We start from the raw sequence: 25790 nt of genomic DNA, 5'->3' as shown, positions 1-25790 counted from the left end.
GCCTGGGTAGTCTGGAAAACATGCGTCGCGGGACATTCCGAGAAGGCACGGTCGACTATGCCGCGGTCGGGGCCACCCATGCCCCAGACCTCATGCAGTATCCGCCGGAGCGCAGCACCCCCGCCGAGGAGTCCTGGCGGATCGGCAGCGGAGAAGAGCGATTCCGTTCGGCGGCCGAGTCGTTGTTGTCATGGACGGCTCAGCGCGCCGCCGGACTGCAGATCTCAGACGTGCGCCCGGCTGCGGGTGGTGCGTACACGGGGATCAGCTTCGACGCCGAGGGTGCGCCGATCGCGCCGAACCGCAACCAGCACGAGCAGCGGTTCGACGCCGAGGGCACACCGTTCGCCGCACCCGGCATGACGTTGAAGCTGCACGGACGCGTCAAGGGTATGCGCGCTGACGCCGAGTTGCGGGTGATCTCCGTCACCGAGGAGCGGCGCCGCGTCGGGTTCGTGCTCGGAACCGTCGGCGGTTCGGTCGTCAGTGGCGAGGAGTCGTTCGACCTGGACTGGCGTGAGGACACCGACGAGGTGTGGTTCACCGTGCGCGCATTCGACGCGCCCACGGCGGCGCTGTACCGCCTTCCCGGAATGGTGCGCCGGCGTCGTCGCGAGTTGTTCGCGCGGTATCTGCGGGCGATCTCGCCCCTGTACGCGACGCCGATCTGATGCCGGGGGCTCTGCCGCTGGGGGATCCCGCACCCGCTGACGGACGCCTGCCCGCCGATCTGGAGATCGACGCGACAGCCCCGTTCTCGGCCTATCTGCACGTGCCCTTCTGCCGAGTGCGCTGCGGCTACTGCGACTTCAACACCTACACCGCGACCGAACTGCGCGGTGCCAGGCAGGACGAGTACGCCGAGACCTTGATGCGCGAGATCGACCTCGCCCGCGACGTCCTGGACGCAGCCGGCGGGATCCGCCCGCTTGACACGGTGTTCTTCGGTGGCGGAACCCCCACCCTGCTGCCGCCTGGCGATCTGGCGCGCATGCTGGAGCACGCTGTGGACGCCTTCGGCATCCGGAACGGCGCCGAGGTGACGGTCGAGGCGAATCCGGACACCGTGTCGCCGGAGGTCGTGCGGACGCTGGTGGATGCCGGCGTGAACCGCCTGTCGATCGGGATGCAGTCCGCGGTGCCGCACGTGCTGGCGGCTCTGGACCGCACGCACCGTCCCGAGAACGTCGAGACGGCGGTGCACGCGGCGCGCGAGGCGGGTCTCGATGTCAGCGTCGACCTCATCTACGGAGCACCGGGGGAGTCTCTCGCCGATTGGGAGGCCTCGCTCGACGCGGCCCTGTCGCTCGAACCCGACCACATCTCGGCGTACGCCCTGATCATCGAGGACGGCACCAAGCTCGCCCGGCAGATCCGCCGCGGCGAGGTGCCCGCGCCCGATGACGACCTGCAGGCCGATATGTACGAGCTCGCCGACAGCCGTCTCGCCGCGGCGGGTTTCGACTGGTACGAGGTCAGCAACTGGGCGCGTGGCTCCGAGCAGGGGAGCGTCTCGTCGCACGCCTCGCGGCACAACCTGGCCTACTGGCGGGGCTCGGACTGGTGGGGTTTCGGGCCCGGAGCGCACAGCCACATCGCCGGACTTCGCTGGTGGAATGTCAAGCACCCGGCGGCGTATGCGCAGCGCCTGCACGCGGGGGAGTCACCTGCGGCGGGACGTGAACGGCCTGATCACGAGGCGCAGACGCTCGAACGCGTGCTGCTGCAGAGCAGGCTCGCCGAGGGGCTGCCGATCTCTGAGATCGCCGAGAGCCACCGCTCCCGGGTCGCCGAGCTGATCTCGGACGGACTGGTCGATGCCGCCGCCGCCGTGCGCGACCGCCGCGTGCGGCTCACGTTGCGCGGGCGGCTGCTGGCGGATGCTGTCGTGCGCGCTCTGACGGAGTGACTCCGCGCTAGGACGAGTGCCGGGCGTGTGCCCTGCTCAGTCGGGGAGCAGGTCCAGGCCGGTGGTGCGTCGCTGCGGAACCGTCGCGCTCTGTGTGTCCAGCACCCGGGTGCTGCGCTCTGCGCCGAAGGGGGCCCATCCGGGGTCGCCGGTCGTGATGAACGCGATCCACGCGTCGCGCATCTCGTCGGCGAGGTGCTGAGGGGCATCCGACCCTGTCATGCGCTGGGCTTCTGCTGAGGCGAGTTGGTCGAATACGAAACCCAGCTCGAGTGCGTGCGCGGCGCGCAGATCGCGCACCGGACTGCGCCAGGTGAACTCGTACACGTAGGTGGGCGCCGGGCGGGATGCGGCCGCGCGGGTCAGCGGCGCCCGCAGCAGCAGGTCGGTGGCGACCTGACCGTAGATCTCGCCGGTGGATGCCCCGGGGAATGCCGCTCGGTAGGCGGCGATCGCGCGGCGGGGGATGCGCAGAGCGAGCCGGGCGAGCAACAGATGCCAGGATGTGAGCCTGCTGAGCTGCTCGGGGGTGAACCACAGGCGGTACTCGTCGGTGTTGCTGCCGATCAACAGGGGAACGTCGGACTCACCCAGCACGTCATGTGGAGACCGCGGCAGGGTCTCGGGGTCGATCGCGAACTGGAAACCCGGGGCTCCGCCGAGCGGTGAGGAACCGGCTGCGTGGGTGCGTCGAGCCTCGAGGAGCTGCTCTGGCGTGACGGCGGCGAACGCCTCGCGCTCCGCGGGGATGCCCAGCAGCTTCGCCAGCTGCGCGGTCACGCGTCCGGCCTTCTTCCGCGGCTGGGCCCGCAACGGACCCGACTGGATGATTGCTCGTGCGATCATCGGCCGCGACGTGTCGAGCGCGAGCAGACCGGCCACGAGGGCCCCGCCCGCCGACTCGCCCATCACGGTGATCTGAGTGGGGTCGCCCCCGAACGCGGCGACCTCTCGACGTACCCATGCCAGGGCGGCGGCCGCATCGAGCAGACCGAGGTTCGCCGGGGCATCGGACAGCACCGAGAACCCCTCAGAGCCGAGGCGATAGTTGACCGAGACGAAGACGATCCCGGCGCGGGCGAACACGGCGCCGTCGTAGAGCGGGATGGCGGCGGTGCCACGTTCGAGCGCACCGCCGTGCAACCACAGCACCACTGGGGCTTGCTCTGCCTGTGCCGGAGCCCAGACGTTTGCGGTGAGCACATCGTCGCCGTCGATGATCACCGACCCGAGCAGCTCGCCGATCGGACCGGCGTAGGGAACCTGCGGCGACGTGGGACCGAACGCGGTGGCCTCGCGTACGTCGTCCCACGGGGCGGGCGGTTGCGGTTCCCGGAACCGGTTCTCGCCAAAGGGCGGTGCGGCGTAGGGGATACCAAGGAATCGGTGCACCCCGTCGGTGACGGAGCCGCGGACAGCGCCGTCCGTGAGGGTGGCGATGGGGGCGTCGCTCATGAGCGTCATCCTAGGGGCAGACCCACCGCCTTCGGCAGGTGCTCGGCTGGGCGGGGTAGGATTGGCACTCGGTAGGTTCGAGTGCCAGTGGGAGGGGCGATGGTCACAGAAAGAGGACTCGAAGTCCTCCGCGCGATCGTGCAGGACTACGTCGAGACCCACGAGCCGGTCGGTAGCAAGTCGATCGTCGAGCGGCACGCCTTCGGTGTGTCCGCGGCGACCATCCGCAACGACATGGCGCTGCTCGAAGACGAAGACTTGATTGTCGCGCCGCACACGTCCTCGGGTCGAGTGCCGACCGATAAGGGGTACCGCGTCTTCGTCAACCACTTGGCGCAGTTGCGTCCCCTCTCGGCGGGACAACGCAGCGCCATCGAGTCCTTCCTCGGCGCTCCCGGTGACCTCGACGACATGATGGCCCGCACGGTGCGTGTGCTCACGCGCCTCACCGGCCAGGTGGCACTCGCGCAGTACCCGTCCTTCGCGCGGGCGAGCATCACGCACGTCGAGTTGGTCGCCCTCGCACCGAACCGGCTTCTGGTGGTGCTCGTCACCGATGCCGGCGGAGTGTCGCAGCGCATCGCGCAGGTACCGATCGATCTCGATGAGAACGATGTGGGGCTCCTGCGGGCGCAGCTGCTCGCCCTCATCGCCGGTCGTGCGGTCAGCGAGGCCACCGAGCGAGTTCGTTCGCTCGGCGAGCCCGCCCCGGCCGAACACGCCCGTCGGCTGCATCCTGCGCTCAGCGCGCTGGCGGCCGTGATCTCGGAAGAACTGGCCGAGTTCCGGCAGGAACGACTGGTGATGGCGGGGGCGGCGACCCTCGCCCGGCGCGAGCAGGACTTCCGCGGTAGCATCCACCCTCTACTCGAGGCGATCGAAGAACAGGTGACCCTGTTGCGGTTGATGAGTGAGATGGTCACCGACGAGCACGGCCTGGCGACCAGCATCGGTACCGAGAACGCGCCCTTCGGGCTCGGCGAGGCATCGATCGTCGCGAGCAACTATGACGCGCCGGGCGGCACCGCGCGCGTCGGCGTGATGGGCCCTACCCGCATGGACTATTCGAGCAATCTCGCGGCGGCGCGGGCGGTCGCCCGCTACCTGTCGCGGTTGCTCGAAGACGACGAGGCCGCCCGTTGACGCGGGTGGTCGTACAGAACACACAGACAGACGCACACGCACGCGCAGAAAGGTGATCGTGGCGGACCACTATGAGGTTCTCGGGGTGTCGAAGGACGCTTCGCAGGATGAGATCAAGAAGGCTTACCGCAAGCTGGCGCGCCAGCTGCATCCGGATGTGAACCCGGGAGATGAGGCCGCCGAGCGGTTCAAGCTCGTCACGCACGCGTACGACGTGCTCAGTGACGAGGACTCCCGGCGACGCTACGACATGGGCGGAGACGCGAACGGCGGCTTCGGAGGGTTCGGCGGTTTCGGCGACATCTTCGAGACGTTCTTCGGTGGTGCCGGCGGTGGACGCGGGGCACGGCCCCGCTCGCGTCGCGAGCGCGGGCAGGACGCCCTGGTGCGGGTCGACCTCGACCTGGGCGACGTCGTCTTCGGAGTGCACCGCGATATCGAGGTCGACACGGCCGTGCTGTGCGAGACCTGCGAGGGTGCGTGCTGCCAGCCGGGGACATCGCCGGTCACGTGTGACGTGTGCGGCGGTACCGGTCATGTTCAGCGTCAGGTGCGCAGCCTGCTCGGCAACGTCGTCACCACTCAGCCGTGCGGCAGCTGCGAGGGCTTCGGCACGACCATTCCCTACCCCTGCGGCTCGTGCGCCGGTCAGGGACGGGTGCGTTCGCGCCGCACGGTCGCGCTCGACATCCCCGCCGGGGTCGAGACCGGCCTGCGCCTGCAGCTGCCCGGATCGGGTGAGGTCGGCCGCGCGGGTGGTCCGAACGGCGACCTGTACGTCGAGATCTCGGTCGCCCCGCACCCGGTCTTCAGCCGGGAAGGCGACGACCTGCTCGCCACGCTTGAGGTCTCGGTGACGGATGCCATCCTCGGCACCACCACGACGATCGACAGTCTCGATGGCACCGTCGACCTCGAAGTGCGCGCCGGGGTGCAGTCCGGTGACGTGCTCACGATCAGCGGGCGCGGCATCACACCCCTGCGCGGAACCCAGCGCGGTGACCTGCGCGTCGGCGTGCAGGTGGTCACCCCGACCCGACTCGACAGCGCGCAGCGACGCCTCATCGAGGAGTTCGCCAAGAAGACGAAGGCGCCGGCTCCCAAGCTCGCACAGTTCCAGCAGGGGCTGTTCTCGAAGCTGCGCGACCGCTTCCGCTCGCACTGATCTCAGAAACGGACCGACATGGCGCTGCACTTCATCGTCCCCTCGTGCTCCGAGGCCGGTGAGGGCGATCTGATCACCCTCACCGGTGCCGAGGCGAAGCACGCCTCGGCCGTGCGCCGCGTGCGGGTGGGAGAGCACATCACCATCGGCGACGGCACGGGCGTCTGGCTGGAGGGCTCCGTCGAGGATGTCTCGGCCGCCGAGGTCACCGTGCGCATCGCGTCGCGCATCACCAGTGAGCGACCCGCGTCGCGGATCATCCTCGCCCAGGCGCTGGCCAAGGGCGACCGTGACGAACTCGCCGTGCAGACGGCATGCGAGCTCGGCGTCGACGAGATCGTGCCGTGGCAGGCGGCGCGCAGCGTCTCGCGTTGGGAAGGGGCGAAGATCGCGAAGGGGCGGGAGCGCTGGGCGACGATCGTGCGCGAGGCCGCCAAGCAGGCGCATCGCGCGTGGGTCCCCGAGGTCGCCGAGCTGAGCAGCACCGCGCAGCTGGTCGCGCGCGCCGCTGAACATCGGATGCTGGTGCTCGACCCCACGGCGGACGTCCCGCTCACCGGCATCCGCGATGACGGTCGCGACATCATGCTCGTGGTCGGGCCGGAGGGTGGCATCAGCCCCGAGGAACTCGCGCGGTTCACGGATGCCGGCGCCGAGCGCGTGCGGCTGGGCGACACGGTGCTGCGCACCTCGACGGCAGGACCGGCGGCGATCGCCGTGCTCTCAGGGGTGCTCGGTCGCTGGTGAGCCGGTGTCCGTCGCCCGAGCAGCCAAACTAGACTGACTGATATGAGTGAACCCTCGATCTTCACGCGCATCCTGAACGGGGAGATCCCCGGCGAGTTCGTCGCCCGCACGGAACGGGTGTTCGCGATCCGCGACATCAACCCGCAGGCGCCATTGCACGTGCTGGTCATTCCGGTGACCGAGCAGTACCGCGACGTCACCGAGCTCGCCGCCGGTGACCCCGGACTGCTCGCAGAGATGGTGGCCCTGGCCAAGCAGATCGCCGCGGAGCACGCGGGCGGCGAGTACCGACTGATCTTCAACAACGGTGCCACGGCCGGACAGACCGTTTTCCACGTCCACGCGCATGTGCTCGGCAACATCGAGGAGGGCAAGCTCGTTGGCTTCTGACGAACCGACACCCCAGTTCCCCGCTCAGCCCGAGTACACCGATCGCGTCTTCGTCGACGGCGTGGCGATGGTGCAGTTGCTCGGCCCGCAGGACCGCCTGCTGCGGATGCTCGAGAAGCAGCATCCTCGGGTGCAGGTGATGGTGCGCGGCAATGAGATCGTGCTCGGTGGTGCTCGCGATGACGTCGCGTCGGCGCGTCGGCTCGTGGACGAGCTGATCGAGATGACCCGCTCAGGCCATCAGCTCGCGCCCAGCGACGTCGAGCAGTCTGCTCGCCTGCTGCAGCGTTCTGACGGTCCCCGCCCGAGCGAGGTGCTCGGCGAGGCGATCCTGTCGACGCGTGGTCGCGTCATCCGTCCGAAGACGCTGGGGCAGAAAGAGTACGTCGACGCGATCGAAGAGAACACGATCGTGTTCGGCATCGGTCCCGCCGGAACCGGCAAGACCTACCTCGCGATGGCGAAGGCCGTGCAGGCGCTGCAGCGCAAAGAGGTGCAGCGGATCATCCTCACCCGGCCCGCGGTCGAGGCAGGGGAGCGTTTGGGGTTTCTGCCGGGCTCGCTCAACGACAAGATCGACCCGTACCTGCGCCCGCTGTACGACGCGCTCAACGAGATGATGGACCCCGAGGTGGTGCCCCGGCTGATGGCCACCGGTACCATCGAGGTCGCGCCGCTCGCCTACATGCGCGGGCGCACGCTGAACGACTCGTTCGTCGTGCTCGATGAGGCGCAGAACACGACGCCCGAGCAGATGAAGATGTTCCTGACCCGCCTCGGGTTCGGCACGAAGATGGTCGTCACCGGAGACATCACTCAGATCGACCTTCCGACGGGATCGTCCGGTCTACGGCTGGTGACCCGTGTGCTCAGCGACATCGATGACATTCACTTCTCGCGCCTGACCAGTGACGATGTTGTTCGGCACTCGCTGGTCGGACGTATTGTCGACGCCTACAGCGAGTACGACGAGAAACGCGTCGCCGAGCGTCACGAGCGCGAGCAGGCGCACCAGTTCGCCAACCGCGCCGACCGCCGCGGCGGCGCGCGCCAGAACCCCAGAGACCGGATGCCGAAGCGAGGCCTGTCATGATCGAGATCAACAACGAGTCGGCGATCGACGTCGACGAGACGGTGCTGCAGCGCCTCACCGACTTCAACCTCGCGCAGCTGAACGTCAGTCCGGACGCCGAGGTGGCAATCGTGCTGGTCGATGAGGGCGCGATGGAGTCCCTGCATGTGCAGTGGATGGATGAGCCCGGCCCCACGGACGTGCTCAGCTTTCCGATGGACGAGTTGCGCCCCGGTACTCCCGACAACCCGACTGCGCCGGGACTGCTCGGTGACATCGTGCTGTGCCCGCAGGTCGCGGAGTCGCAGGCGCAGACGGCCGGCCATACGCTGCAGGACGAGCTGATCCTGCTGACCACTCACGGGCTGTTGCACCTGCTGGGATTCGACCATGCCGAACCCGAAGAGGAGCGTGAGATGTTCGGGCTGCAGCGGTCGCTGATCGAAGGATTCGCTCAGGTCGAACGACGACGATGACCCCTGCCATTCTGCTGGCGGCCGCAGTTCTGCTGGTCGCCTTCGGCGGTCTCATGGCCGCGGTCGACGCCGCGTTCTCGGTGAGCTCTACCTCGGACCTCGAGTCGCTGGCCTCAGAGGGGCGCAACGCGTCAGCGTTGTCGCGCATCGCTGAGGACCCCGCCCCGCACGTCAATGCCGTGGCGTTCATGCGTGTGCTTGCCGAGACCACCGCCGCCGTGTTCGTCACCGTCGCGCTGGATGCGCTGCTGCCCAGTATCTGGTGGGCGATGCTCGCCGCGGCGGTTCTGATGACGGGGATCACGTTCGTGCTGGTCGGCGCGAGCCCGCGCTCGTTCGGCCGACTGCACGCGGCGTCGATGCTGCGGACGTGGGCGCCGGTCGTGCGTGGCATGCGCATTCTGCTGGGGCCACTCGCGCAGACCCTCGTCCGGGCCGGACAGCGCGTCACCCCGGGAGCGGGACGCACGTCGTTCGCGTCGGAGGAGCAGCTGCTGAGCATGGTCGACGAGGCCGCCTCGCATGATCTGATCGAGCAGGACGATCGCGACCTGATCCACTCGGTGTTCGAGTTCACCGATCAGGTGGTGCGCGCTGTGATGGTTCCGCGCACCGAGATGATGACGGTCGATGCGGCAACCACGGCGACCGAGGCCATGGCGCTGTTCCTGCGCACGGGGGTCTCGCGCATGCCTGTCGTCGATGGCGATGCCGATGACGTCGTCGGGGTGCTGTATCTGAAGGACCTCGTGCAGTTCGCGTACCGCGATGAGAGCGCCTGGCGCACCAGACCCGTGCGGCCGATCGCCCGACCCGCCGTCTTCGTTCCCGAATCGATGCGTGCCGAGAGTCTGCTGCAGCAGATGAAGCGCGACGCCGTGCACGTGTGCATGGTCATCGACGAGCACGGCGGTGTGTCGGGGCTCGTCACGCTTGAGGACCTGATCGAGGAGCTCGTCGGTGAGATTGCCGACGAGTACGACCGCGGGCCCGCCGACTTCGTCGACCTCGGCGACGAGCGATTCCGGGTGAACTCGCGGTTGCCGCTCGAAGATGTCGGCGACCTCTTTGGGTTGGAGCTCGACGATGAAGACGTCGACTCGGTCGGCGGGCTGCTGGGCAAGGCGCTTGGTCAGGTGCCGCAGCCGGGTGCCACGGCGACCGTGAAGGGCCTGGTGCTGACCGGCGGCGCTTCGCGCGGCCGCGGCCGTGGCATCGCCACGGTGTTCGTGGAGCGGGCGCCGTACACGATGCCGATCGATGTGCGCGATGGAGGAGAACAGCATGACTGAGCAGACACGCAGTGGATTCGTGACGTTCGTGGGCCGGCCGAACGTCGGTAAGTCCACGCTCACCAACGCGCTGGTCGGTGAGAAGATCGCTATCACCAGCGAGAAGCCGCAGACGACTCGTCGGGCGATCCGCGGCATCGTCAACCGTCCCGACGGACAGCTGGTGATCGTCGATACGCCGGGCATCCACAAGCCGCGCACGCTGCTCGGTGAGCGGCTGAACGACCTCGTCGAGCAGGTGCTCGGCGACGTCGATGTGATCGGCTTCTGCGTGCCGGCGACCGAGAAGGTGGGCCCCGGCGATCGTCGCATCGCCGCGTCGCTGGACGGCTACCCGCGGGCCAAGAAGGTCGCGATCGTCACGAAGACCGACGCCGCCGATAAGGACGACATCGTCGAACGCCTGATGGAGGTCGACTCGCTGCGCGAGGACTGGGCCGCGGTCATCCCGCTGTCGGCGCTCACCCGCGAGCAGCTCGATGTGCTCGCCGACGAGATGCTGCAGCTGATGCCGGTGGGTCCGCGGCTGTACGACGAGGGTGTGGTCACGGACGAGTCGACCGACGACCGCATCGCTGAGATGATCCGTGAGGCCGCGCTGGAGGGCGTGCGCGACGAGCTGCCCCACTCGATCGCCGTCGTGATCGACGACGTCGAGCCGCGTGAGGACTCCGATCTCACCGACGTGTATGCGTCGATCATCGTCGAGCGCGACAGCCAGAAGGCGATCATCATCGGGCACAAGGGTTCCCGCCTGCGATCCGTGGGCGCGACAGCACGCGCAGGCATCGAGGAGCTGCTCGGCACGCGGGTGTTCCTGAAGCTGCACGTCAAGGTCGCGAAGGAATGGCAGCGCGACCCCAAGCAGCTCGGGCGCCTCGGCTTCTGAGCCCGATGTCGATCGCGCACCGCTGGCTCGCGACGGATTGGGGACCGCCGGAGCACTGGCGGTTCGCACCGTTCACAGTGTCGGCGCCGAGGGCGGGTGAGGTGACGATCCGGGTGCGCGCGGCCGGCGTGAACCCGGCGGATGCGAAGCACGTCGCGCGTGCGCGGCCGGGTACGGAGCTGCCCGTCGTCATCGGGTACGAGGTCTCCGGGACGGTCATCGCCGTCGGGCCGGACACGCGAATCGTGACGGGACCGGTGACCGTCGGCGACGAGGTGATCGCGTTCCGTGTGCGTGGTGGCTACGCCACCGAGCTCACGGTGCCTGCCGAGAAAGTGCTGCAAAAACCGGCGCCGCTCAGCCACGCACAAGCCGCGAACCTGCTGCTGGCCGGGACCACGGCTGCAGAGATGCTGCACACGGTCGGCGCTCGAACGGGGGAGACGGTGCTCCTGCACGGTGCCTCCGGCGCCGTCGGTGTCAGCGTGCTGCAGCAGGCGGCGTTGCGTGGCATCCGCGTCATCGGCACGGCGCGCAGCGCCCGCCTCGAGACCGTGCGACGGTTCGGCGGGATCGCCATCGAGTACGGAGCGGGGCTCACCAACCGGATCGCCGCGTATCTGGCATCCGAGGGCATCGCCCGGATCGACGCCGCGCTCGATGCGGCGGGAACGGATGAGGCGATCGCGACGTCCTCGGCGTTGGTCGCCGATCCCGGCCGCGTCGTCACGATCGCGGCGCCCCGCGCGGCGTCAGAGCAGGGTTTCCGCGCGATCGCGGGGTCGATGCCCGAGAGTGCGCGTTTCCGGGACGAGGCGCGGGCACCCCTCGTCACACTGGCAGAGAGCCGCCGACTGACGGTACCGGTGGGGGCGGAGTTGCCGCTGGAACAGGCGCCAGAGGCGCACCGCATGCTCGCGGCGGGGAGTGTCGAGGGAAAGCTCGCGCTGATTCCGTGATCGCGAGGACACCTCCGTGGTGAGCAGAATGCGAAGTCGGATGCTACGATCGACGCATGCTCTTGGGCGGTCTGCTTCTTCTTAGCTGCCGCGGCGAGTCCTGATCTGACAGGCCTTCTCGTCGCGGCGTTCGTGTTGGCCTGACACACAACTCCTGACGAAGAAGAAGCCTCACCATGAAGAACACCCAGAAGCCCTCGTCGATGCCGGTCCACAAGTACCGGCCGTATCACGAGCAGATCGTCTTCGACCTGCCGGACCGCACCTGGCCCGGCAAGCGGATCACCGAAGCGCCCCGCTGGTGCGCCGTCGATCTGCGCGACGGAAACCAGGCGCTGATCGACCCCATGTCGCCCGAACGCAAGCGGGTGATGTTCGAGCTGCTGGTCAGCATGGGCTACAAAGAGATCGAGGTCGGTTTTCCCTCGGCGAGCCAGACCGACTTCGACTTCGTGCGCCAGCTGATCGAAGAGGGGCTGATCCCGGACGACGTGACCATCCAGGTGCTGACCCAGGCGCGCGAGCACCTGATCGCGCGCACCTACGAGTCGATCGCGGGCGCCAAGCAGGCCATCGTGCACTTCTACAACTCCACGAGCGTGCTGCAGCGCGAGGTCGTCTTCCGGTCCGACCGTGAGGGCGTCAAGCAGATCGCGCTGGAGGGCGCCCGCCTGTGCCGTCAGTACGAGAAGACGATCCCCGGCACCGAGGTCTACTACGAGTACTCGCCCGAGAGCTACACCGGCACCGAACTGGAGTACGCCGTCGAGGTGTGCAACGAAGTACTCGAGATCCTGGAGCCCACGCCCGACCGCAAGGTGATCATCAACCTGCCGGCCACGGTCGAGATGGCGACACCGAATGTCTATGCCGACTCGATCGAGTGGATGCACCGCCACCTGGCACACCGAGAGAACGTGATTCTGTCACTGCACCCGCACAACGACCGAGGCACCGCGGTCGCGGCCGCCGAACTGGGTTACCTCGCCGGTGCAGATCGGATCGAGGGCTGCCTGTTCGGCAACGGTGAGCGCACCGGAAACGTCGATCTCGTCGCGCTGGGCATCAACATGTTCACGCAGGGTGTCGACCCGCAGATCGACTTCAGCGACATCGACAACGTCAAGCGCACCGTCGAATACTGCAACCAGCTGCCGGTACCCGAGCGCAGCCCGTGGGCGGGCGACCTGGTGTTCACCGCGTTCAGCGGCTCGCATCAGGATGCCATCAAGAAGGGCTTCGAGGCGATGGCCGCGAAGGCCGCGGCTTCGGGTGTCACGGTCGACGACATCGAGTGGGCCGTGCCGTACCTGCCGATCGACCCGAAGGACCTGGGACGTTCGTACGAAGCCGTCATCCGGGTCAACTCGCAGTCCGGCAAGGGGGGCGTCGCGTACCTGCTGAAGGCCGACCACGCACTGGATCTGCCCCGCAAACTGCAGATCGAGTTCTCGGGGGTCGTGCAGGCCAAGACCGACGCCGAGGGTGGCGAGGTCACCAGCGAGCAGATCTGGTCGATCTTCCACGACGAGTACCTGCCGGCCGACGACGCCGAAGCCAAGTGGGGCCGGTTCGAACTGCTCGGCACCCAGACCCGCAGCGATATGACCGGCGATGTGTCGCTGGACGTGGTGCTGCGTGATGGCGACGAGTCGGTCGCGACCGCCGGCACTGGCAATGGCCCGATCGCGGCGTTCATCGAGGTGCTGCGCGAGCGCGGCTTCGAGATCTCGCTGTACGACTACGTCGAGCACACGATGTCCAGCGGGGGCGACGCTCAGGCGGCGGCCTACGTCGAACTGCAGGTCGGCGACCAGCGGCTGTGGGGCGTCGGCATCGACGGCGACATCTCGACGGCGAGCCTGAAGGCGATCGTCTCGTGCGTGAACCGTTCCATTCGTAGCCGCGAGACGGCACCGGAGCTCGCAGCGGTCTGACGCGGCCCCGAGGACGCTGACGCCTGATGTCGGGGGAGCGGGGGATAATCGAGAGGTGCCCACCTATCGAGACGAAGCGGTGATCCTGCGCACCCACAAGCTGGGTGAGGCGGACCGCATCGTCACGATGCTCTCCCGACGTCACGGCAAGATCCGCGCGGTCGCCAAGGGGGTGCGGCGCACGTCGTCGAAGTTCGGCTCCCGCCTGGAGCCGTTCATGGTCGCCGATGTGCAGCTGTACCAGGGGCGCACGCTCGATATCGTGCAGCAGGCCGAATCGCTCGGTGCGTACGGTGCCGATATCGCCGTCGACTACGAGCGGTTCACGGCGGCCAGCGCAATGGTCGAGGCCGCCGACCGGTTGAACGAGGCCGAGGCGACGACCGAGCAGTACCTGCTGCTCGTCGGCGGCCTCCGCTCGCTTTCGCGGGGAGAGCACGTGGCGCGCAGCATCCTCGATTCCTATCTGCTGCGGGTCATGGCGCTGTCGGGCTGGGCGCCCGCACTCGACCACTGCGCCCGCTGCGCTGCACCTGGTCCGCATGCGTTCTTCGGCGCACAACTGGGCGGATCGGTGTGCGCGGCATGCGCCCCGGCCGGCAGTCCGCAGATCCCGGGCACGGCTCTCGCCCTGTTGCGCGCGCTGATGGGCGGGGACTGGACGCTGGTCGACGCGGCCGCGCACACCGATCTCGCTGCGGCATCCGGCACCGTCGCCGCGTATGCCCAATGGCACCTCGAACGTGGCATCCGCTCGCTCGAACACGTGACCCGGCCGCCCCACGCGGTCTCCCGTCCCCTCTCGACCCCGCAAGGAGCCCGGTGAGTCCCAAGCCGTACACCCATAAGGACGCCGTGCCGTTCCGCCCGCTCGACTGGACGGGAGCGCAGCCGCCCGCGTTCCCCGCCGTGCCGAACCATGTCGCCGTCGTCATGGACGGCAACGGCCGATGGGCCAACCGCCGGGGCCTCAACCGCATCGAGGGGCACAAGGCGGGAGAGGAAGTGCTGCTCGACGTGGTCGCCGGTGCCATCCAGGCCGGTGTGAAGCATCTGTCGGTGTACGCGTTCTCGACCGAGAACTGGGCGCGTTCGCCCGAAGAGGTGCGGTTCCTGATGGGGTACAACCGCGACGTACTGCACCGGAGGCGTGACCAGCTCAACGAATGGGGTGTGCGGGTGCGCTGGGCCGGTCGCAAGCCGCGGCTGTGGGGGTCGGTGATCAAAGAGCTTCAGTTCGCCGAGCAGCTCACTCGCGACAATGACGTGCTCACACTCACGATGTGCGTCAACTACGGCGGGCGCGTCGAACTCATCGACGCCATGCGCGCGATGGCCGAGGACGTCAAAGCCGGGCGCCTCAAGCCCAGCGCGGTCACCGAGAAGCAGCTGCGCAAACACCTCTACGTGCCCGAGATGCCCGACGTCGACCTGTTCCTGCGTAGCTCGGGCGAGCAACGCACCTCGAACTTCCTGCTGTGGCAGTCGGCATACGCCGAGATGGTGTTCCTCGACACGCTCTGGCCCGACTTCTCGCGCGAAGAGCTGTGGCGTGCGATCGGCGTCTACCTGTCGCGCGACCGCCGCTTCGGGGGTGCGATCGACACCCCCGACGCCACCGCCTGAGGCCTCATCGGCCGAGGCGCCCCAGCCAGCGCTCTGTCTCTGTCGGATGCCCGAGACGCACGAACGTCAGATGCGGAAAGCGCGCCTCATGCCCCGGCATCCGCTCCCGCCACACATCACGGGTCTTCGTCTGCCACCGCAGCACGTTCTCTTCGGGTGCGGTCGTCGTGGCCAGCCGCCAGATGCTCGGCTCGCGATTGCCGTTCCACAGCTCGCGGCGCAGGATGCTGCGGGCGAGCGTCCGGCGCCACAGGCGTGCGCGCACCAGGCGATCCGGATAGTCCAGCCACACGCACAGGTCGGCGCGGGGAGGCAGGATCTCACTGACGCCCTTCGATGTGTACTGCCACTCAGACACCCACCGCTCGGAGGCTGCGAAGGCGCGGACATCGTCGAGGAACTCGGGCCGCGGCGTCCACTCGGGGCCGTGATGCAGGGCGTCGAGTTCGTACCGGGGAAGATCCAGCAACCGGCTCACGCGCGTGACGAGCGTCGTCTTGCCCGCACCCGAGACGCCGCAGACGAGCACCCGCGATGGGCGGAAGGGGAGGGCGTCATCGCAGGTGAGCACCTGTAGATGCTAGACGAGGAATACGCGCGGCATGCATGCGGTTGGATGAGAACGTGAGCGAACCCATCTCTATCGACATCTGGTCCGACATCGCCTGCCCCTGGTGCTACATCGGCAAGCGCAATCTTGAAGCGGGCATCGCGGCGACCGCGTCCGACGAGGACGCCCCGCAGGTCAACATCACCTTCCACTCGTTCGAGCTGGCCCCCGATACCCCGGTCGACTTCGACGGCGACGAGATCGACTTCCTCTCCGGACACAAAGGCATGCCGCGTGAGCAGGTCGAACAGATGCTGGCGCACGTCACCGATGTGGCGGCCCGGGCCGGCCTGCAGTACCGCTTCGATCTGCTGCAGCACACCAACACCGTCAAGGCCCACGAGGTGCTGCACTTCGCCAAGAGCAAGGGACTCCAGCACGAGATGGAGGAGCGCCTGATGTCGGCGTACTTCACTGAGGGGCGCCACGTCGGACGCATCGACGATCTCGTCGCGCTCGCTGTCGAGGTCGGCCTCGATGCCGACGAGACCCGCACCGCACTGGAGTCGAACGCGCACCTCGACGACGTGCACGCCGACCAGGCGCAGGCACGCGCCTACGGCATCAACGGCGTGCCGTTCTTCGTGATCGACGGTCAGTACGGTGTCTCGGGGGCCCAGCCGGCCGAGACCTTCGCCAACGTCCTGCGCGATCTGTGGGCCAAGCGCGGCGTCGAGACGCCGGTCGCCTGACGCCGACCTGATCAGCGGACGAGCGCTGCCTCGATCGCCGCGACGATCTCGGGGGAATCCGGCTTCTGCTTCGGGCGGAACCGCTGCACGGCGCCGTCGGGTGCGACGAGGAACTTCTCGAAGTTCCAGCTCACGCGCCCGGCGGAGCCCTCGGCGTCGGGAGTCTGCTTCAGCGCCTTGTAGAGGTCGGCGGCGTTCTTGCCGTTGACCTTCACCTTCTCGTTCACCGGGAACGAGACACCGTAGGTGGTGGAGCAGAAGTCGAGGATCTGCTCCATCGATCCCGGCTCCTGACCCAGGAACTGGTTGCACGGGAATCCCAGTACCGTGAAGCCGCGGTCGGCGTACTCACGCTGCAGCTGCTCGAGCTGCGCGTACTGCGGTGTCAGACCGCACTTCGACGCCACATTGACCACGAGCACCACGTCGGCGCCCACGTCATCGAGGGTTCGCTCCGCTCCGGAAGCATCGACGAACGGGATCTGGCGCACAGGAAGATCACTCATATCCACAGCCTATGTCTGTGCGGACCGGCACAGGCACGGTCTGGGACAATGGAAGGGATATGACTGCTGCCACTGCCCCCGCGACCGCCCTGCGCATCGGCCCGATCGAACTCGACGTGCCGGTCGTCCTGGCACCCATGGCCGGGATCACGAACACCGCGTTCCGTAGGCTGTGCCGTGAGTACGGTGCCGGCCTGTACGTCAGCGAGATGATCACCTCGCGCGCACTCGTCGAACGCAACGCGATCACGATGCGGCTGATCCAGCACCATGAGTCGGAGACGCCGCGTTCGATCCAGCTCTACGGCGTCGACCCCGGCACCATCGCCGAAGCCGTGCGGATCATCGTCGCCGAAGACCACGCCGACCACATCGATCTGAACTTCGGATGCCCCGTACCCAAGGTCACCCGCAAGGGCGGTGGCGCCGCGTTGCCGTGGAAGATCGGTCTGTTCTCGGACATCGTCGATCAGGCCGTCAAGGCCGCCGGCTCGGTGCCGTTGACGGTGAAGATGCGCAAGGGCATCAACGACGACCACCTCACCTTCCTCGAGGCGGGGCGTGCGGCCGAGGACGCCGGTGCCGCCGCCGTGGCGCTGCACGCGCGCACCGCTTCGCAGTACTACTCCGGGCACGCCGACTGGAATGCCATCGGTGAGCTCAAGCAGACCGTCACCAGCATCCCCGTGCTCGGCAACGGTGACATCTGGTCGGCCGATGACGCCGTGCGGATGCTGGCGCAGACCGGCGCCGACGGCGTGGTCGTCGGCCGCGGATGCCTGGGGCGACCCTGGCTGTTCGGCGAACTCGCCGCGGCGCTCGGCCCGAGGGACGCGGTGGCGGCACCGCCGGTCGATGCGACCCTGCAGTTCGTGGCATCCGCCTTCCGGCGCCACGCCGAACTGCTCGTGGAGTTCTTCGAAGACGAGGACCGCGGGTGCAAGGACGTACGCAAGCACGTCGCCTGGTACTTCAAGGGATACCCCGTCGGTGGTGAGCTGCGCGCGGCGCTGGCGAAGGCGTCGACGCTGCAGGAGATCGATGATCTGCTCGGTACGCTCGGCGACGCGCCGTACCCCGGCGTCGGCGCCGAGGGGCAGCGCGGACGCGCCGGTTCGCCGAAGCGCACGGCACTGCCCGAGGGGTGGCTCGATTCGCAGGAGATCGGCGAGGGCATCGGAGAGATGATGCGCGGAGCGGAGACCGAGAACGATGGCGGCTGACTCCTCATCAGTACCGGTGGGACACACGGCCGGCGGGTATACGGGCGCTGATACGGAACGCTTCTTCGCCGAGACGCACCGCTCCGAGCGTGATCACTTCTCGCGCGACCGCGCGCGGGTGCTGCACTCCGCCGCGTTGCGTCGTCTGGCGGCCAAGACTCAGGTGTTGAGCCCCGCGAGCACCGCCGACTTCGCCCGCAACCGGCTGACGCACTCGCTGGAAGTCGCGCAGGTCGGCCGTGAGCTGGCCGCGGCGCTGGGCGTCTCGGCCGACGTGGTCGACACGGCCTGCCTCAGCCACGATCTCGGGCATCCGCCCTTCGGACACAACGGCGAACGCGCGCTGAACGAATGGGCGGAGCCCATCGGCGGTTTCGAGGGCAACGCCCAGTCGTTGCGTATTCTGACGCGGCTCGAGGCGAAGGTGCTCGATGATCGTGAGCACTCCGTCGGGCTCAACCTGACCCGGGCGACGCTCGACGCGACGTGCAAGTACCCGTGGACCGTGGATGAGCCGATGCCCGATCCGGGCGGACGTCTGAAGTTCGGTGTATATCCCGAGGACGAGGCCGTCTTCCGGTGGATGCGCGCGGACGCCCCCGGGCGCATGCGGTGCATTGAGGCCGAGATCATGGACCTCTCGGACGACATCGCCTATTCGGTGCACGACTTCGAGGACGCGATCGTCAACGGCTACGTCGACGTCGCTCAGCTCTCTGATCCCGTCGAGCACCACCCGCTGGTCGGTCGCATCCAGCAGTGGGTCGGATACGACTTCACGCGCGAGGAACTCGCCGATGCGCTGTACCGGCTGACCCGGCAGCCGATGTGGTTGAAGTCCTTCGATCGTTCGCGCCGAGACCTGGCGAAGCTGAAGAACCTGACCAGCGACCTGATCGGCCGGTTCGCTCGTGCTGCGGTGACCGCAACGCGGGAGGCCTATCCGGGAAGCACGCTGGCGCGCTACAGTGCGCACGTGGTCGTACCGCGTGTCGTCGAAGCCGAGATCGCCGTTCTCAAGGGCATCATGGGGCAGGCCATCGTGACCCTCGACGCCCGCCGCGGCGTCTACAAGGAACAGCGGCGTGTTCTCGTGCGGTTGGCGGATGCGCTGTGGTCGACCGATGCGCTCTGGTCGGCGGGAGCCGATGTGCTCGAACCCGCTTTCGAGGCGGATTTCCTCGCCGCAACGTCGGATGCCGAACGTGCCCGCGTCGTGGTCGATCAGGTCGCCAGCCTCACCGACCAGACCGCCGTCGACTGGCACAACCGGCTGGTCGGCGAGATCGATCCGGCCGAGGTCGGAATCTGGACGCCGCGCCACGCCCGCCCGGGCGGGCACCGTCATCCGCATCCCCAGCCTCAGGTGGTCGTTGAAGGAGCGCGCTGATGCCGCGCATTCTTCAGGCGGACGTCGAAGAGGTCAAGACGCGAACGAACATCGCTGACATCGTCGGCGAGCGCGTCGCCCTCAAGTCGGCCGGGGTGGGTTCCATGAAGGGACTGTGCCCCTTCCACGACGAGAAGAGTCCCAGCTTCCACGTCCGTCCCCAGGTCGGCTACTACCACTGCTTCGGCTGCGGCGCCTCGGGAGACGTGTACTCGTTTCTGCGCGAGATGGACCACGTCAGCTTCACCGAGGCGGTTGAGCGGCTCGCGGCACGCATCGGGTACTCGCTGCATTATGAGGACGGAGGTGCTGCGCCCGAGAGCAGCGGACGCAGCCGTCTGTATGCGGCGAACTCGGCGGCCGGGGAGTACTTCCGCTCGCAGCTGCTGAGCCCGGAGGCGGAGACGGCGAGGCGGTTCCTGGGCGAGCGCGGCTTCGACGCCGGTGCGGCGGCGCACTTCGGCGTCGGATATGCCCCGCGCGGCTGGGAGAACATGCTCAAGGCGCTGAGCGCGCAGGGCTTCACCCGTGATGAACTGACGGCGGCGGGACTGGTCTCTGCCGGCCAGCGCGGCGTCTACGACCGATTCCGTGGGCGTCTGGTGTGGCCGATCCGTGACGTCACCGGGCAGACCATCGGCTTCGGCGCGCGCAAGCTGTACGACGACGACCAGGGGCCGAAGTACCTGAACACCCCCGAGACGCCGATCTACAAGAAGGCGCAGGTGTTGTACGGGCTCGATCTGGCCAAGCGCGACATCGCGCGCGGCGACCCGCGCCGGGTGGTCGTCGTCGAGGGATACACCGACGTGATGGCCTGTCACCTGGCCGGGGTGACGACGGCGATCGCCACCTGCGGCACGGCGTTCGGCGCCGAGCACATCAAGGTGCTGCGCCGGGTGATGGGTGATGACTCGGCGGCGGGCGAGGTCGTCTTCACCTTCGATGGTGACGAGGCCGGTCAGAAGGCCGCGCTGCGTGCCTTCTCGGAGGACTCCCGCTTCACGGCCCAGACGTTCGTCGCGGTCGCTCCCGACGGTCTGGATCCGTGCGATCTGCGCTTGCAGCGCGGGGATGCCGCCGTGCGCGGCCTGATGGACGCCAAGGTGCCGATGTTCGAGTTCGCGATCGACCGCAAGCTCGCCGCCTACGACCTCGCCACCGTGGAGGGGCAGGTCGGTGCGCTGCGCGCCGCGGCACCGATCGTCGCCGAGATCCGTGATGAGCTGCTTCGGCCGGGGTACGAGCGCGTGCTGGCGCGCCGTTTGGGCATGGACCCGACGTCCGTACACCAGCAGGTGCAGCGCGCTGCACGTGGCGGCCGCGAGACGCCGCACGTGCGGTCCGAGCCGGTGGCATCCGCACCCGACGGCGATGCGACGGCGCCGGTGCGCCTGCGCGACTTGCCGCGCACCGCCGAGGTCGCGCTCGAACGGGATGCGCTGATGGGCGTACTGCAGTACGGCCACCGTATCGATCCCGCCCTGCTGGCGCGGGCGCTCACCGAGCCGTTCCGAAACCCGGCGCTGGAGGCGGTGCGCCAGTCGGTGGCATCCGTCGCAGATCGCGCGCGCGTCGGCTGGGCGACGGGAGCGGCGGATGCCGTGCGCGAGCCCTATCGTGCGCTGGCCGGCGAACTCCTGATGATGCCGTTCCCCGCACGGGATGAGGCGGGTGCGCTCGCCTCGGCGACGGATATGTGCCGTCGGCTGATCCTGCGCAGTATCGAACGCGAGAAGCACGAGCTCCTGGGAGCCGTTCAGCGGGTACCCGCGGACTCGGAGGGTGGTCGGGCGCTGCGGATGCGCCTGCGCGATGTCGACGCGGAGCGACTGCAGTTCATCGAAACGTGACGGCGACCGCGTGAACCGGGCAGGATGGAGACATGCCTGCCGACAGTGACGCCGCGATCGACTGCCATGACCTCGTCATCGATCGGATCGGGCACGGCGGCACCACCCGTGCCGTCGACGGCGTGACATTCACACTGCAGCCGGGTGAGCTGATGTGCATCGGCGGTTCGACCGGGTCGGGTAAGTCATCGCTGGTGACTGCGCTGGCGGGCATGGGGGACGCCTCGCTCAAGGTCGCCGGCGGGCGTGCCGAGGTGTGCGGGGTGAACGTGCGTCGGCCCGGGCGCCGACGTCGCGTGCTGACAGCACTCACCGGATTCGTGCCGCAGGGGGCGGGCGGGTCGTTGCCGCCGCGCCTCACGGTCGGCGAGGCGATCTCGGAGCCGGTCACCTCGCGCGAGAAGAAGGTCAACAGTCGGGCACTCGCGATGCGCGTCGCGGCGCTGCTCGACGAGCTGCACCTGCCGCTGGGGATGGCGACGAAGTTTCCGTATGAGCTCAGCGCAGGCATGCGTCAGCGCGTCGCGATCGCCCGGGCACTGATGCTGGAACCCCACGTGCTCATCGCCGACGAACCCCTCGCGAACCTCGATCTGGAGGTCCGCCCGGTGGTCTTCGGCGCGATCACCCGGCGCCGAACCGAGCGCGCGATGGCGGCGCTGATGGTGACCAACGACGCCGACTTCATTCGCGAGCTCGATGCGGAAACCCTGATCCTGCGTGGCGGTCACGTGGTCGCTCGAGGGGTCGGGCGCAACCTGCTGTGGTCGCCGGATGCCGAGCCGAACGGAGCGCGCTGACGCGCCACGCCCGGGTGGTCGGCCGTGTTCGGAGAGGCCGTGGGAGTTTGCTAAGCTAGACGAGTTGCCCGCGCAGCGAGCACATTCCCCTGTAGCTCAATTGGCAGAGCAGCCGGCTGTTAACCGGCAGGTTGTTGGTTCGAGTCCAACCGGGGGAGCAACAGAGAAGAGCCCCGTCCTCAGGACGGGGCTCTTCTGCGTGTTCCGCGTGGTCGGACGCGCGTGGTGCGGGGCCCGGTCGGCCCCGCACCACGCGGTACGTCCTAGAGCATCTCGGCGCGCAGCTGCTCGGGCGACTTCGGCGAGAGCAGCCCCGGGGCGATGTCGAACGGCGTCTTCGCGCCATGATCGCCGGATGCTGCCAGCCGGGCGGCCGCGCGGGCGTAGGCGACGAGAACGCTGGCCGTGAACTCGGGGTTCGACTCCAGCGCGAGACGGTAGTCGATCGTCTGCGTGGTGCCGGCGGATGTCTCAGCGCTGCGGATCACGAAGCCGCCGTGGGGGACACCCGCGTGATTCGTTGCGAGCTCCTCCGCCGAGATGAAGGTCACCGTCGTGTCGTACGGTTCGAAGTAGTCCGGCATCGTCACGATGGCCTCGCGCACAGCATCCGCGTCCGCACCCTCGGTGAGCACGACGAAGCACTCCCGCGTGTGCTTGTCTCGTGTGGACAGCTCGGGGCGGGCCCCCGAGTGCACACGCTCGATCGCGTCGTCCGAGGGGATCGTGTACTGCACGCCGGCCGCGACGCCGGGAACACGACGGATCGCGTCGGAGTGCCCTTGGCTGAGCCCCCGCCCCCAGAACGTGTAGGTTTCGCCCTGCGGCAGGATGGCCTCGCCGTACAGGCGCTGCAGCGAGAACAGCCCGGGATCCCAGCCGGTCGAGATGATCGCCGTGGTGCCGGCGCCGCGTGCCGCGGCGTCGACGGCGGCGAAGTGCTGCGGGATGCGCGCGTGGGTGTCGTAGCTGTCGACGACCGTGAAAGCGGATGCCAACGCCGGCGTCTGCTCAGGAAGGTCAGACTTTGACCCACCGCACAAGATCAGCACGTCGATCTCATCGCGCATGCCGTCAAGGGCTTCCAGGCCGTGCACGGCCGTCGTCTCGGCCAGTGGGCGAACCGTCGCCGGGTCGCGGCGGGTGAAGACGCCCACGAGGTGCATGTCGGGTGTCAGCGTGAGGGCGGTCTCAACCCCTCGACCGAGATTTCCGTAGCCGACGATGCCGATGCGTGTGCGCGCAGTCATGGGTGCCTCTTCGAGAGTTCGGGGGAGCGGGGGAGTCCCTCCCAGCCTAGAGGGAGCGCCCCCGCCGTCTGCGCGGCGTGACGCCGCGCAGAGTCAGCGCGCGGCGCCGGCGAGCGTGCCCGTGACCTGGCCCTCGGGGTCCCAGATCACACACTGCACGATGCGGTCGTCCGCCTGCTCCCACGTTCCCTGCGTCGGGTAGATGGCGAAGTACTCCAGCGCGGAGTCCTCCCAGGGCATCCCGACGAAATCGCCGAACGATTCCACGCAGTAGGTCTCGGCTTCGGCCTGGATGGCCTCGACGCCAGGGAAGTCGCCGTCGGCCATCGCGAACTCGTCGTAGACCTCTTCATCGTGCGGCTCATCGCACGGGACGACGGTGGTGTCGAGGATCTCGCCGCTCTGGTCCTCCATCTTGCAGTCGCCGACCTGGAGGTTGAAGATGCCGATCTCGGAGGAGGACTGCACGCTGCCGGCTCCGTCACGGTCTGCCTCGCCGGTGAGCATGCTCGCGATGTCGGACGGCAGGCTGCAACCGGTGAGCGCGATCGCCAGTGCTCCCGTCGCGGCAACGGTCCCGATCGTACGGCGGTTGCCCGTGGTGGCCATGATGAGTTCCTCCTCGAAGTGGGGTGCGGGTGCGAACGCACCCGAAGGAGGAACCTAGCCAGTGAACCAGCTGAGAGTCAACTTTGTGCTCACTGTGAGCGAGGCGACTACGCGCCCTCGAGATCGTCCACTCCGGGCATCCAGCTATGCCCACCGCGGATCCAGCCGCGCTTGCGTGCGATCTTCTGCGCGGTCTTCCAATCGCTGTCAGAGAGCCGATCGACGTACAGGACTCCGTCGAGGTGATCGAACTCGTGCTGCATGATGCGCGCGCGCCAGCCGTCGACCTCGATGCGCACCGGCGCACCCTCAAGGTCAGTCCCGGTGACCAAGACGCGATCCGAGCGCCGCAACGGGAACCGCTCGCCGGGGAACGACAGGCATCCCTCAGCCTCCTCATCCGGATCGGGTGAGCCGGGTTCGAGCGGGGCCATCCACAGCGTCGGGTTGATGATCTCGCCGCGCCACGGCTGGTCGTCGTCATCCACGTACGAGTACACGTAGATACGCAACGCGACCCCGACCTGCGGGGCGGCGAGCCCGACTCCGGGGGCGAGGTCCATCGTCTCGTACATGTCGGCGACGAGCGTGCGGATCTCATCGGTCACCGCGGTCACCTCGCCCGCGGGAGAGTGCAGAACAGGGTCGCCCATGATACGGATCGCAAGAACAGCCACGGCACAACCCTACTTGCTCACCTGCGCCCGATAAGGTGAGACAGTGCAAAACGGGGTGGGTTTCGCAGTCGATGTCGGCGATCAGCTGGTCGGCGTCTTCGCCAACCCCGGGCTGTTGATGGGCATCCCGTTGGCCCTGGCGGGTGCGGTGTTCATGTCGCTGGGTGCGCAGTACCAGCACCGAGGCGTCGAGAAGGTCGAGCGCATCACCGGTGTCGAGGGCACCACAGGTCTGAGTTCGGCTCAGTTGAAGGCGTTGCTGACCCGACCGTCGTGGCTCATCGGAACGCTGATGCTCGGGCTGGCGATCGTGTGCCAGCTCAGTGCGATCGCCATCGCCCCGCTGATCGTGGTGCAGCCGCTCGGCGCCGTCGCGCTCGTCGTCACCACACTGCTCAACGCCCGCATCTCGGGGCACTCGCCGACCAGGCAATCGCTGATCGCGATCGCCGCATGTATCGGTGGCATCTTCTTGTTCGTCAGCCTGGCGGCGCTCTACGCCACGGAACGCCCCATCCGTGATCAGGATCTCTTCATGATCCTGACCATCCTGCTCCTGGTCATCATCGTCTTCGGCGCAGGATGGCTCATCCTGCGCCATCGCATGCGCGCGATGTTCTACGTCACCGGCGCCGGTGTGCTCTACGGTTTCGTCGCCACACTCGCCAAAGCGGTCATCAGTCGCATCCAGGCGCAGAACTTCGACTGGCTGACCGTCGCCTGCCTGATCGCCCTCATCGCCGCTGCCACGGTCGGCGCCTACTTCGTGCAGACCGCGTACAGCTCGGGGCCGCCCGATCTCGTCATCGCCGGACTCACCGTCATCGATCCGATCGTCGCCGTGCTGATCGGTGCCCTCGTGCTCGGTGAGGCCGACGCCGCACCGGTGTGGGTGCTGATCATGTTCGTGGTCGCCGGGGCGATCGCAGTATGGGGCGTGTTCGGGCTGGCCCGCTACCACCCCCAGGTGCTCAGCGAGAGCCAGGAACTCGGGATCACCCGCGGCAGCGGCCCGGCACCGGGCGCCGACTCACCGGGTGCCGAGCCTGCGCAGCGCGGCGAGGCCCGCACACAGCGCGGGCCGGATGACGGTGACGCGCCGCTCGGAACGTAGTCCGTT

General features: G+C 68.2%; 26 protein-coding genes and 1 tRNA gene. 21 read left to right on the top strand and 6 right to left on the bottom strand.

Annotated features, from left to right (window positions below):
* The first annotated feature begins 20 nt into the window (after positions 1–20).
* Both PTQ19_RS08850 and hemW read left to right on the top strand, forming a co-directional pair.
* The gene (locus tag PTQ19_RS08850) at positions 21–671 is read left to right on the top strand and encodes a DUF1990 family protein (protein WP_179410622.1); all 651 of its coding nucleotides are present in this window, start codon (positions 21–23) and stop codon (positions 669–671) included.
* The gene (gene hemW, locus PTQ19_RS08845; protein ID WP_274367061.1) at positions 671–1909 is read left to right on the top strand and encodes a radical SAM family heme chaperone HemW; all 1239 of its coding nucleotides are present in this window, start codon (positions 671–673) and stop codon (positions 1907–1909) included. The genes PTQ19_RS08850 and hemW overlap by 1 nt, the downstream gene beginning before the upstream one ends.
* Before the next feature lie 36 nt (positions 1910–1945).
* Here hemW and PTQ19_RS08840 read toward each other — a convergent pair whose 3' ends face one another.
* On the bottom strand, positions 1946–3364 hold the full coding sequence (locus tag PTQ19_RS08840) for a carboxylesterase/lipase family protein (RefSeq protein WP_274367060.1): 1419 nt from the start codon (positions 3362–3364) through the stop codon (positions 1946–1948).
* 99 nt (positions 3365–3463) lie between these two features.
* On the opposite strand from PTQ19_RS08840, the gene hrcA reads away from it, so the two are divergent.
* From hrcA to PTQ19_RS08780, 12 genes are all read left to right on the top strand, one after another.
* The gene (gene hrcA / locus PTQ19_RS08835) at positions 3464–4507 is read left to right on the top strand and encodes a heat-inducible transcriptional repressor HrcA (protein WP_222445952.1); all 1044 of its coding nucleotides are present in this window, start codon (positions 3464–3466) and stop codon (positions 4505–4507) included.
* A 58-nt stretch (positions 4508–4565) separates the two neighbouring features.
* Entirely contained in the window at positions 4566–5672 is a 1107-nt protein-coding gene (gene dnaJ, locus PTQ19_RS08830; RefSeq protein ID WP_206549661.1) for a molecular chaperone DnaJ, read from the top strand.
* 18 nt (positions 5673–5690) lie between these two features.
* Entirely contained in the window at positions 5691–6419 is a 729-nt protein-coding gene (locus PTQ19_RS08825; RefSeq protein WP_224817954.1) for a 16S rRNA (uracil(1498)-N(3))-methyltransferase, read from the top strand.
* Positions 6420–6461: 42 nt separating this feature from the next.
* The gene (locus PTQ19_RS08820; protein ID WP_179410628.1) at positions 6462–6809 is read left to right on the top strand and encodes an HIT domain-containing protein; all 348 of its coding nucleotides are present in this window, start codon (positions 6462–6464) and stop codon (positions 6807–6809) included.
* Between the two features lie 67 nt (positions 6810–6876).
* Positions 6877–7902 carry a PhoH family protein gene (locus PTQ19_RS08815; RefSeq protein ID WP_224818008.1) on the top strand — a complete coding sequence of 342 codons (1026 nt, stop codon included), beginning with the start codon at positions 6877–6879 and terminating at the stop codon, positions 7900–7902.
* Complete coding sequence (gene ybeY / locus PTQ19_RS08810; RefSeq protein ID WP_179410630.1) at positions 7899–8357, top strand: rRNA maturation RNase YbeY; 459 nt, start codon at positions 7899–7901, stop codon at positions 8355–8357. The genes PTQ19_RS08815 and ybeY overlap by 4 nt, the downstream gene beginning before the upstream one ends.
* Positions 8354–9649: a hemolysin family protein gene (locus PTQ19_RS08805; protein ID WP_274367059.1), complete on the top strand. Its 1296-nt coding sequence runs from the start codon at positions 8354–8356 to the stop codon at positions 9647–9649. The genes ybeY and PTQ19_RS08805 overlap by 4 nt, the downstream gene beginning before the upstream one ends.
* Complete coding sequence (gene era / locus PTQ19_RS08800) at positions 9642–10538, top strand: GTPase Era (protein WP_206549663.1); 897 nt, start codon at positions 9642–9644, stop codon at positions 10536–10538. The genes PTQ19_RS08805 and era overlap by 8 nt, the downstream gene beginning before the upstream one ends.
* Positions 10539–10543: 5 nt before the next feature.
* The gene (locus tag PTQ19_RS08795; protein ID WP_274367058.1) at positions 10544–11497 is read left to right on the top strand and encodes an NADP-dependent oxidoreductase; all 954 of its coding nucleotides are present in this window, start codon (positions 10544–10546) and stop codon (positions 11495–11497) included.
* 176 nt (positions 11498–11673) lie between these two features.
* Positions 11674–13434 (top strand): 2-isopropylmalate synthase, encoded by a 1761-nt coding sequence (gene leuA, locus PTQ19_RS08790; protein ID WP_274367057.1) that lies wholly within the window; start codon positions 11674–11676, stop codon positions 13432–13434.
* Positions 13435–13489: 55 nt separating this feature from the next.
* Positions 13490–14260 (top strand): DNA repair protein RecO, encoded by a 771-nt coding sequence (gene recO, locus PTQ19_RS08785; protein WP_179410635.1) that lies wholly within the window; start codon positions 13490–13492, stop codon positions 14258–14260.
* The gene (locus PTQ19_RS08780) at positions 14257–15060 is read left to right on the top strand and encodes an isoprenyl transferase (protein ID WP_274367056.1); all 804 of its coding nucleotides are present in this window, start codon (positions 14257–14259) and stop codon (positions 15058–15060) included. Before recO ends, PTQ19_RS08780 begins: the two co-directional genes overlap by 4 nt.
* Before the next feature lie 4 nt (positions 15061–15064).
* On the opposite strand, the gene PTQ19_RS08775 is transcribed toward PTQ19_RS08780, so the two are convergent.
* The gene (locus PTQ19_RS08775) at positions 15065–15631 is read right to left on the bottom strand and encodes an AAA family ATPase (protein ID WP_274367055.1); all 567 of its coding nucleotides are present in this window, start codon (positions 15629–15631) and stop codon (positions 15065–15067) included.
* A 53-nt stretch (positions 15632–15684) separates the two neighbouring features.
* Here PTQ19_RS08775 and PTQ19_RS08770 point away from each other — a divergent pair, with 53 nt between their 5' ends.
* Complete coding sequence (locus PTQ19_RS08770) at positions 15685–16362, top strand: DsbA family oxidoreductase (protein ID WP_274367054.1); 678 nt, start codon at positions 15685–15687, stop codon at positions 16360–16362.
* Between the two features lie 11 nt (positions 16363–16373).
* Here the strand turns inward: PTQ19_RS08770 and PTQ19_RS08765 are convergent, their stop codons facing one another.
* Positions 16374–16868: a glutathione peroxidase gene (locus tag PTQ19_RS08765; RefSeq protein WP_179410639.1), complete on the bottom strand. Its 495-nt coding sequence runs from the start codon at positions 16866–16868 to the stop codon at positions 16374–16376.
* Positions 16869–16927: 59 nt separating this feature from the next.
* Between PTQ19_RS08765 and dusB the strand changes: the two genes are divergently transcribed.
* From dusB to PTQ19_RS08740, 5 genes are all read left to right on the top strand, one after another.
* The gene (gene dusB / locus PTQ19_RS08760) at positions 16928–18091 is read left to right on the top strand and encodes a tRNA dihydrouridine synthase DusB (protein ID WP_274367053.1); all 1164 of its coding nucleotides are present in this window, start codon (positions 16928–16930) and stop codon (positions 18089–18091) included.
* Positions 18081–19481 (top strand): deoxyguanosinetriphosphate triphosphohydrolase, encoded by a 1401-nt coding sequence (locus PTQ19_RS08755; protein ID WP_274367052.1) that lies wholly within the window; start codon positions 18081–18083, stop codon positions 19479–19481. Before dusB ends, PTQ19_RS08755 begins: the two co-directional genes overlap by 11 nt.
* Positions 19481–21334: a DNA primase gene (gene dnaG, locus PTQ19_RS08750; protein ID WP_274367051.1), complete on the top strand. Its 1854-nt coding sequence runs from the start codon at positions 19481–19483 to the stop codon at positions 21332–21334. The genes PTQ19_RS08755 and dnaG overlap by 1 nt, the downstream gene beginning before the upstream one ends.
* Before the next feature lie 32 nt (positions 21335–21366).
* On the top strand, positions 21367–22134 hold the full coding sequence (locus tag PTQ19_RS08745) for an ATP-binding cassette domain-containing protein (protein WP_179410643.1): 768 nt from the start codon (positions 21367–21369) through the stop codon (positions 22132–22134).
* An 85-nt stretch (positions 22135–22219) separates the two neighbouring features.
* Positions 22220–22292 (top strand) — tRNA-Asn (locus tag PTQ19_RS08740).
* A gap of 105 nt (positions 22293–22397) precedes the next feature.
* Here the strand turns inward: PTQ19_RS08740 and PTQ19_RS08735 are convergent.
* The 3 genes from PTQ19_RS08735 to def all read right to left on the bottom strand — a co-directional run bounded on the left by PTQ19_RS08735 (position 22398) and on the right by def (position 24670).
* On the bottom strand, positions 22398–23384 hold the full coding sequence (locus PTQ19_RS08735) for a diaminopimelate dehydrogenase (protein ID WP_274367050.1): 987 nt from the start codon (positions 23382–23384) through the stop codon (positions 22398–22400).
* Between the two features lie 93 nt (positions 23385–23477).
* On the bottom strand, positions 23478–23993 hold the full coding sequence (locus PTQ19_RS08730; RefSeq protein WP_274367049.1) for a septum formation family protein: 516 nt from the start codon (positions 23991–23993) through the stop codon (positions 23478–23480).
* A 107-nt stretch (positions 23994–24100) separates the two neighbouring features.
* The gene (def, locus tag PTQ19_RS08725) at positions 24101–24670 is read right to left on the bottom strand and encodes a peptide deformylase (RefSeq protein WP_274367048.1); all 570 of its coding nucleotides are present in this window, start codon (positions 24668–24670) and stop codon (positions 24101–24103) included.
* Positions 24671–24788: 118 nt separating this feature from the next.
* Between def and PTQ19_RS08720 the strand changes: the two genes are divergently transcribed.
* A complete protein-coding gene (locus PTQ19_RS08720; RefSeq protein ID WP_274369063.1) occupies positions 24789–25784 on the top strand; it encodes a multidrug DMT transporter permease in 996 nt (331 codons plus the stop codon).
* Positions 25785–25790 lie beyond the last annotated feature (6 nt).

The sequence above is a fragment of the Microbacterium esteraromaticum genome, assembly GCF_028747645.1.
Taxonomy (GTDB): domain Bacteria; phylum Actinomycetota; class Actinomycetes; order Actinomycetales; family Microbacteriaceae; genus Microbacterium; species Microbacterium esteraromaticum_C.
The sequence above is the reverse complement of the archived record's forward strand: the minus strand, read 5'-3'. Positions and strand labels throughout refer to the sequence as shown.

What these genes read in the sequence shown, in the direction of transcription:
- dusB (WP_274367053.1), top strand. Translation starts at nt 16,928, where the DNA reads ATGACTGCTGCCACTGCCCCCGCGACCGCCCTGCGCATCGGCCCGATC.
- PTQ19_RS08820 (WP_179410628.1), top strand. Translation starts at nt 6,462, where the DNA reads ATGAGTGAACCCTCGATCTTCACGCGCATCCTGAACGGGGAGATCCCC.
- PTQ19_RS08840 (WP_274367060.1), bottom strand. Translation starts at nt 3,364, where the DNA reads ATGAGCGACGCCCCCATCGCCACCCTCACGGACGGCGCTGTCCGCGGC.
- leuA (WP_274367057.1), top strand. Translation starts at nt 11,674, where the DNA reads ATGAAGAACACCCAGAAGCCCTCGTCGATGCCGGTCCACAAGTACCGG.
- PTQ19_RS08795 (WP_274367058.1), top strand. Translation starts at nt 10,544, where the DNA reads ATGTCGATCGCGCACCGCTGGCTCGCGACGGATTGGGGACCGCCGGAG.
- hemW (WP_274367061.1), top strand. Translation starts at nt 671, where the DNA reads ATGCCGGGGGCTCTGCCGCTGGGGGATCCCGCACCCGCTGACGGACGC.
- PTQ19_RS08755 (WP_274367052.1), top strand. Translation starts at nt 18,081, where the DNA reads ATGGCGGCTGACTCCTCATCAGTACCGGTGGGACACACGGCCGGCGGG.
- PTQ19_RS08745 (WP_179410643.1), top strand. Translation starts at nt 21,367, where the DNA reads ATGCCTGCCGACAGTGACGCCGCGATCGACTGCCATGACCTCGTCATC.
- PTQ19_RS08735 (WP_274367050.1), bottom strand. Translation starts at nt 23,384, where the DNA reads ATGACTGCGCGCACACGCATCGGCATCGTCGGCTACGGAAATCTCGGT.
- dnaG (WP_274367051.1), top strand. Translation starts at nt 19,481, where the DNA reads ATGCCGCGCATTCTTCAGGCGGACGTCGAAGAGGTCAAGACGCGAACG.
- PTQ19_RS08815 (WP_224818008.1), top strand. Translation starts at nt 6,877, where the DNA reads ATGGTGCAGTTGCTCGGCCCGCAGGACCGCCTGCTGCGGATGCTCGAG.
- PTQ19_RS08805 (WP_274367059.1), top strand. Translation starts at nt 8,354, where the DNA reads ATGACCCCTGCCATTCTGCTGGCGGCCGCAGTTCTGCTGGTCGCCTTC.
- era (WP_206549663.1), top strand. Translation starts at nt 9,642, where the DNA reads ATGACTGAGCAGACACGCAGTGGATTCGTGACGTTCGTGGGCCGGCCG.
- PTQ19_RS08720 (WP_274369063.1), top strand. Translation starts at nt 24,789, where the DNA reads ATGGGCATCCCGTTGGCCCTGGCGGGTGCGGTGTTCATGTCGCTGGGT.
- ybeY (WP_179410630.1), top strand. Translation starts at nt 7,899, where the DNA reads ATGATCGAGATCAACAACGAGTCGGCGATCGACGTCGACGAGACGGTG.
- PTQ19_RS08850 (WP_179410622.1), top strand. Translation starts at nt 21, where the DNA reads ATGCGTCGCGGGACATTCCGAGAAGGCACGGTCGACTATGCCGCGGTC.
- PTQ19_RS08730 (WP_274367049.1), bottom strand. Translation starts at nt 23,993, where the DNA reads ATGGCCACCACGGGCAACCGCCGTACGATCGGGACCGTTGCCGCGACG.
- PTQ19_RS08825 (WP_224817954.1), top strand. Translation starts at nt 5,691, where the DNA reads ATGGCGCTGCACTTCATCGTCCCCTCGTGCTCCGAGGCCGGTGAGGGC.
- hrcA (WP_222445952.1), top strand. Translation starts at nt 3,464, where the DNA reads ATGGTCACAGAAAGAGGACTCGAAGTCCTCCGCGCGATCGTGCAGGAC.
- PTQ19_RS08765 (WP_179410639.1), bottom strand. Translation starts at nt 16,868, where the DNA reads ATGAGTGATCTTCCTGTGCGCCAGATCCCGTTCGTCGATGCTTCCGGA.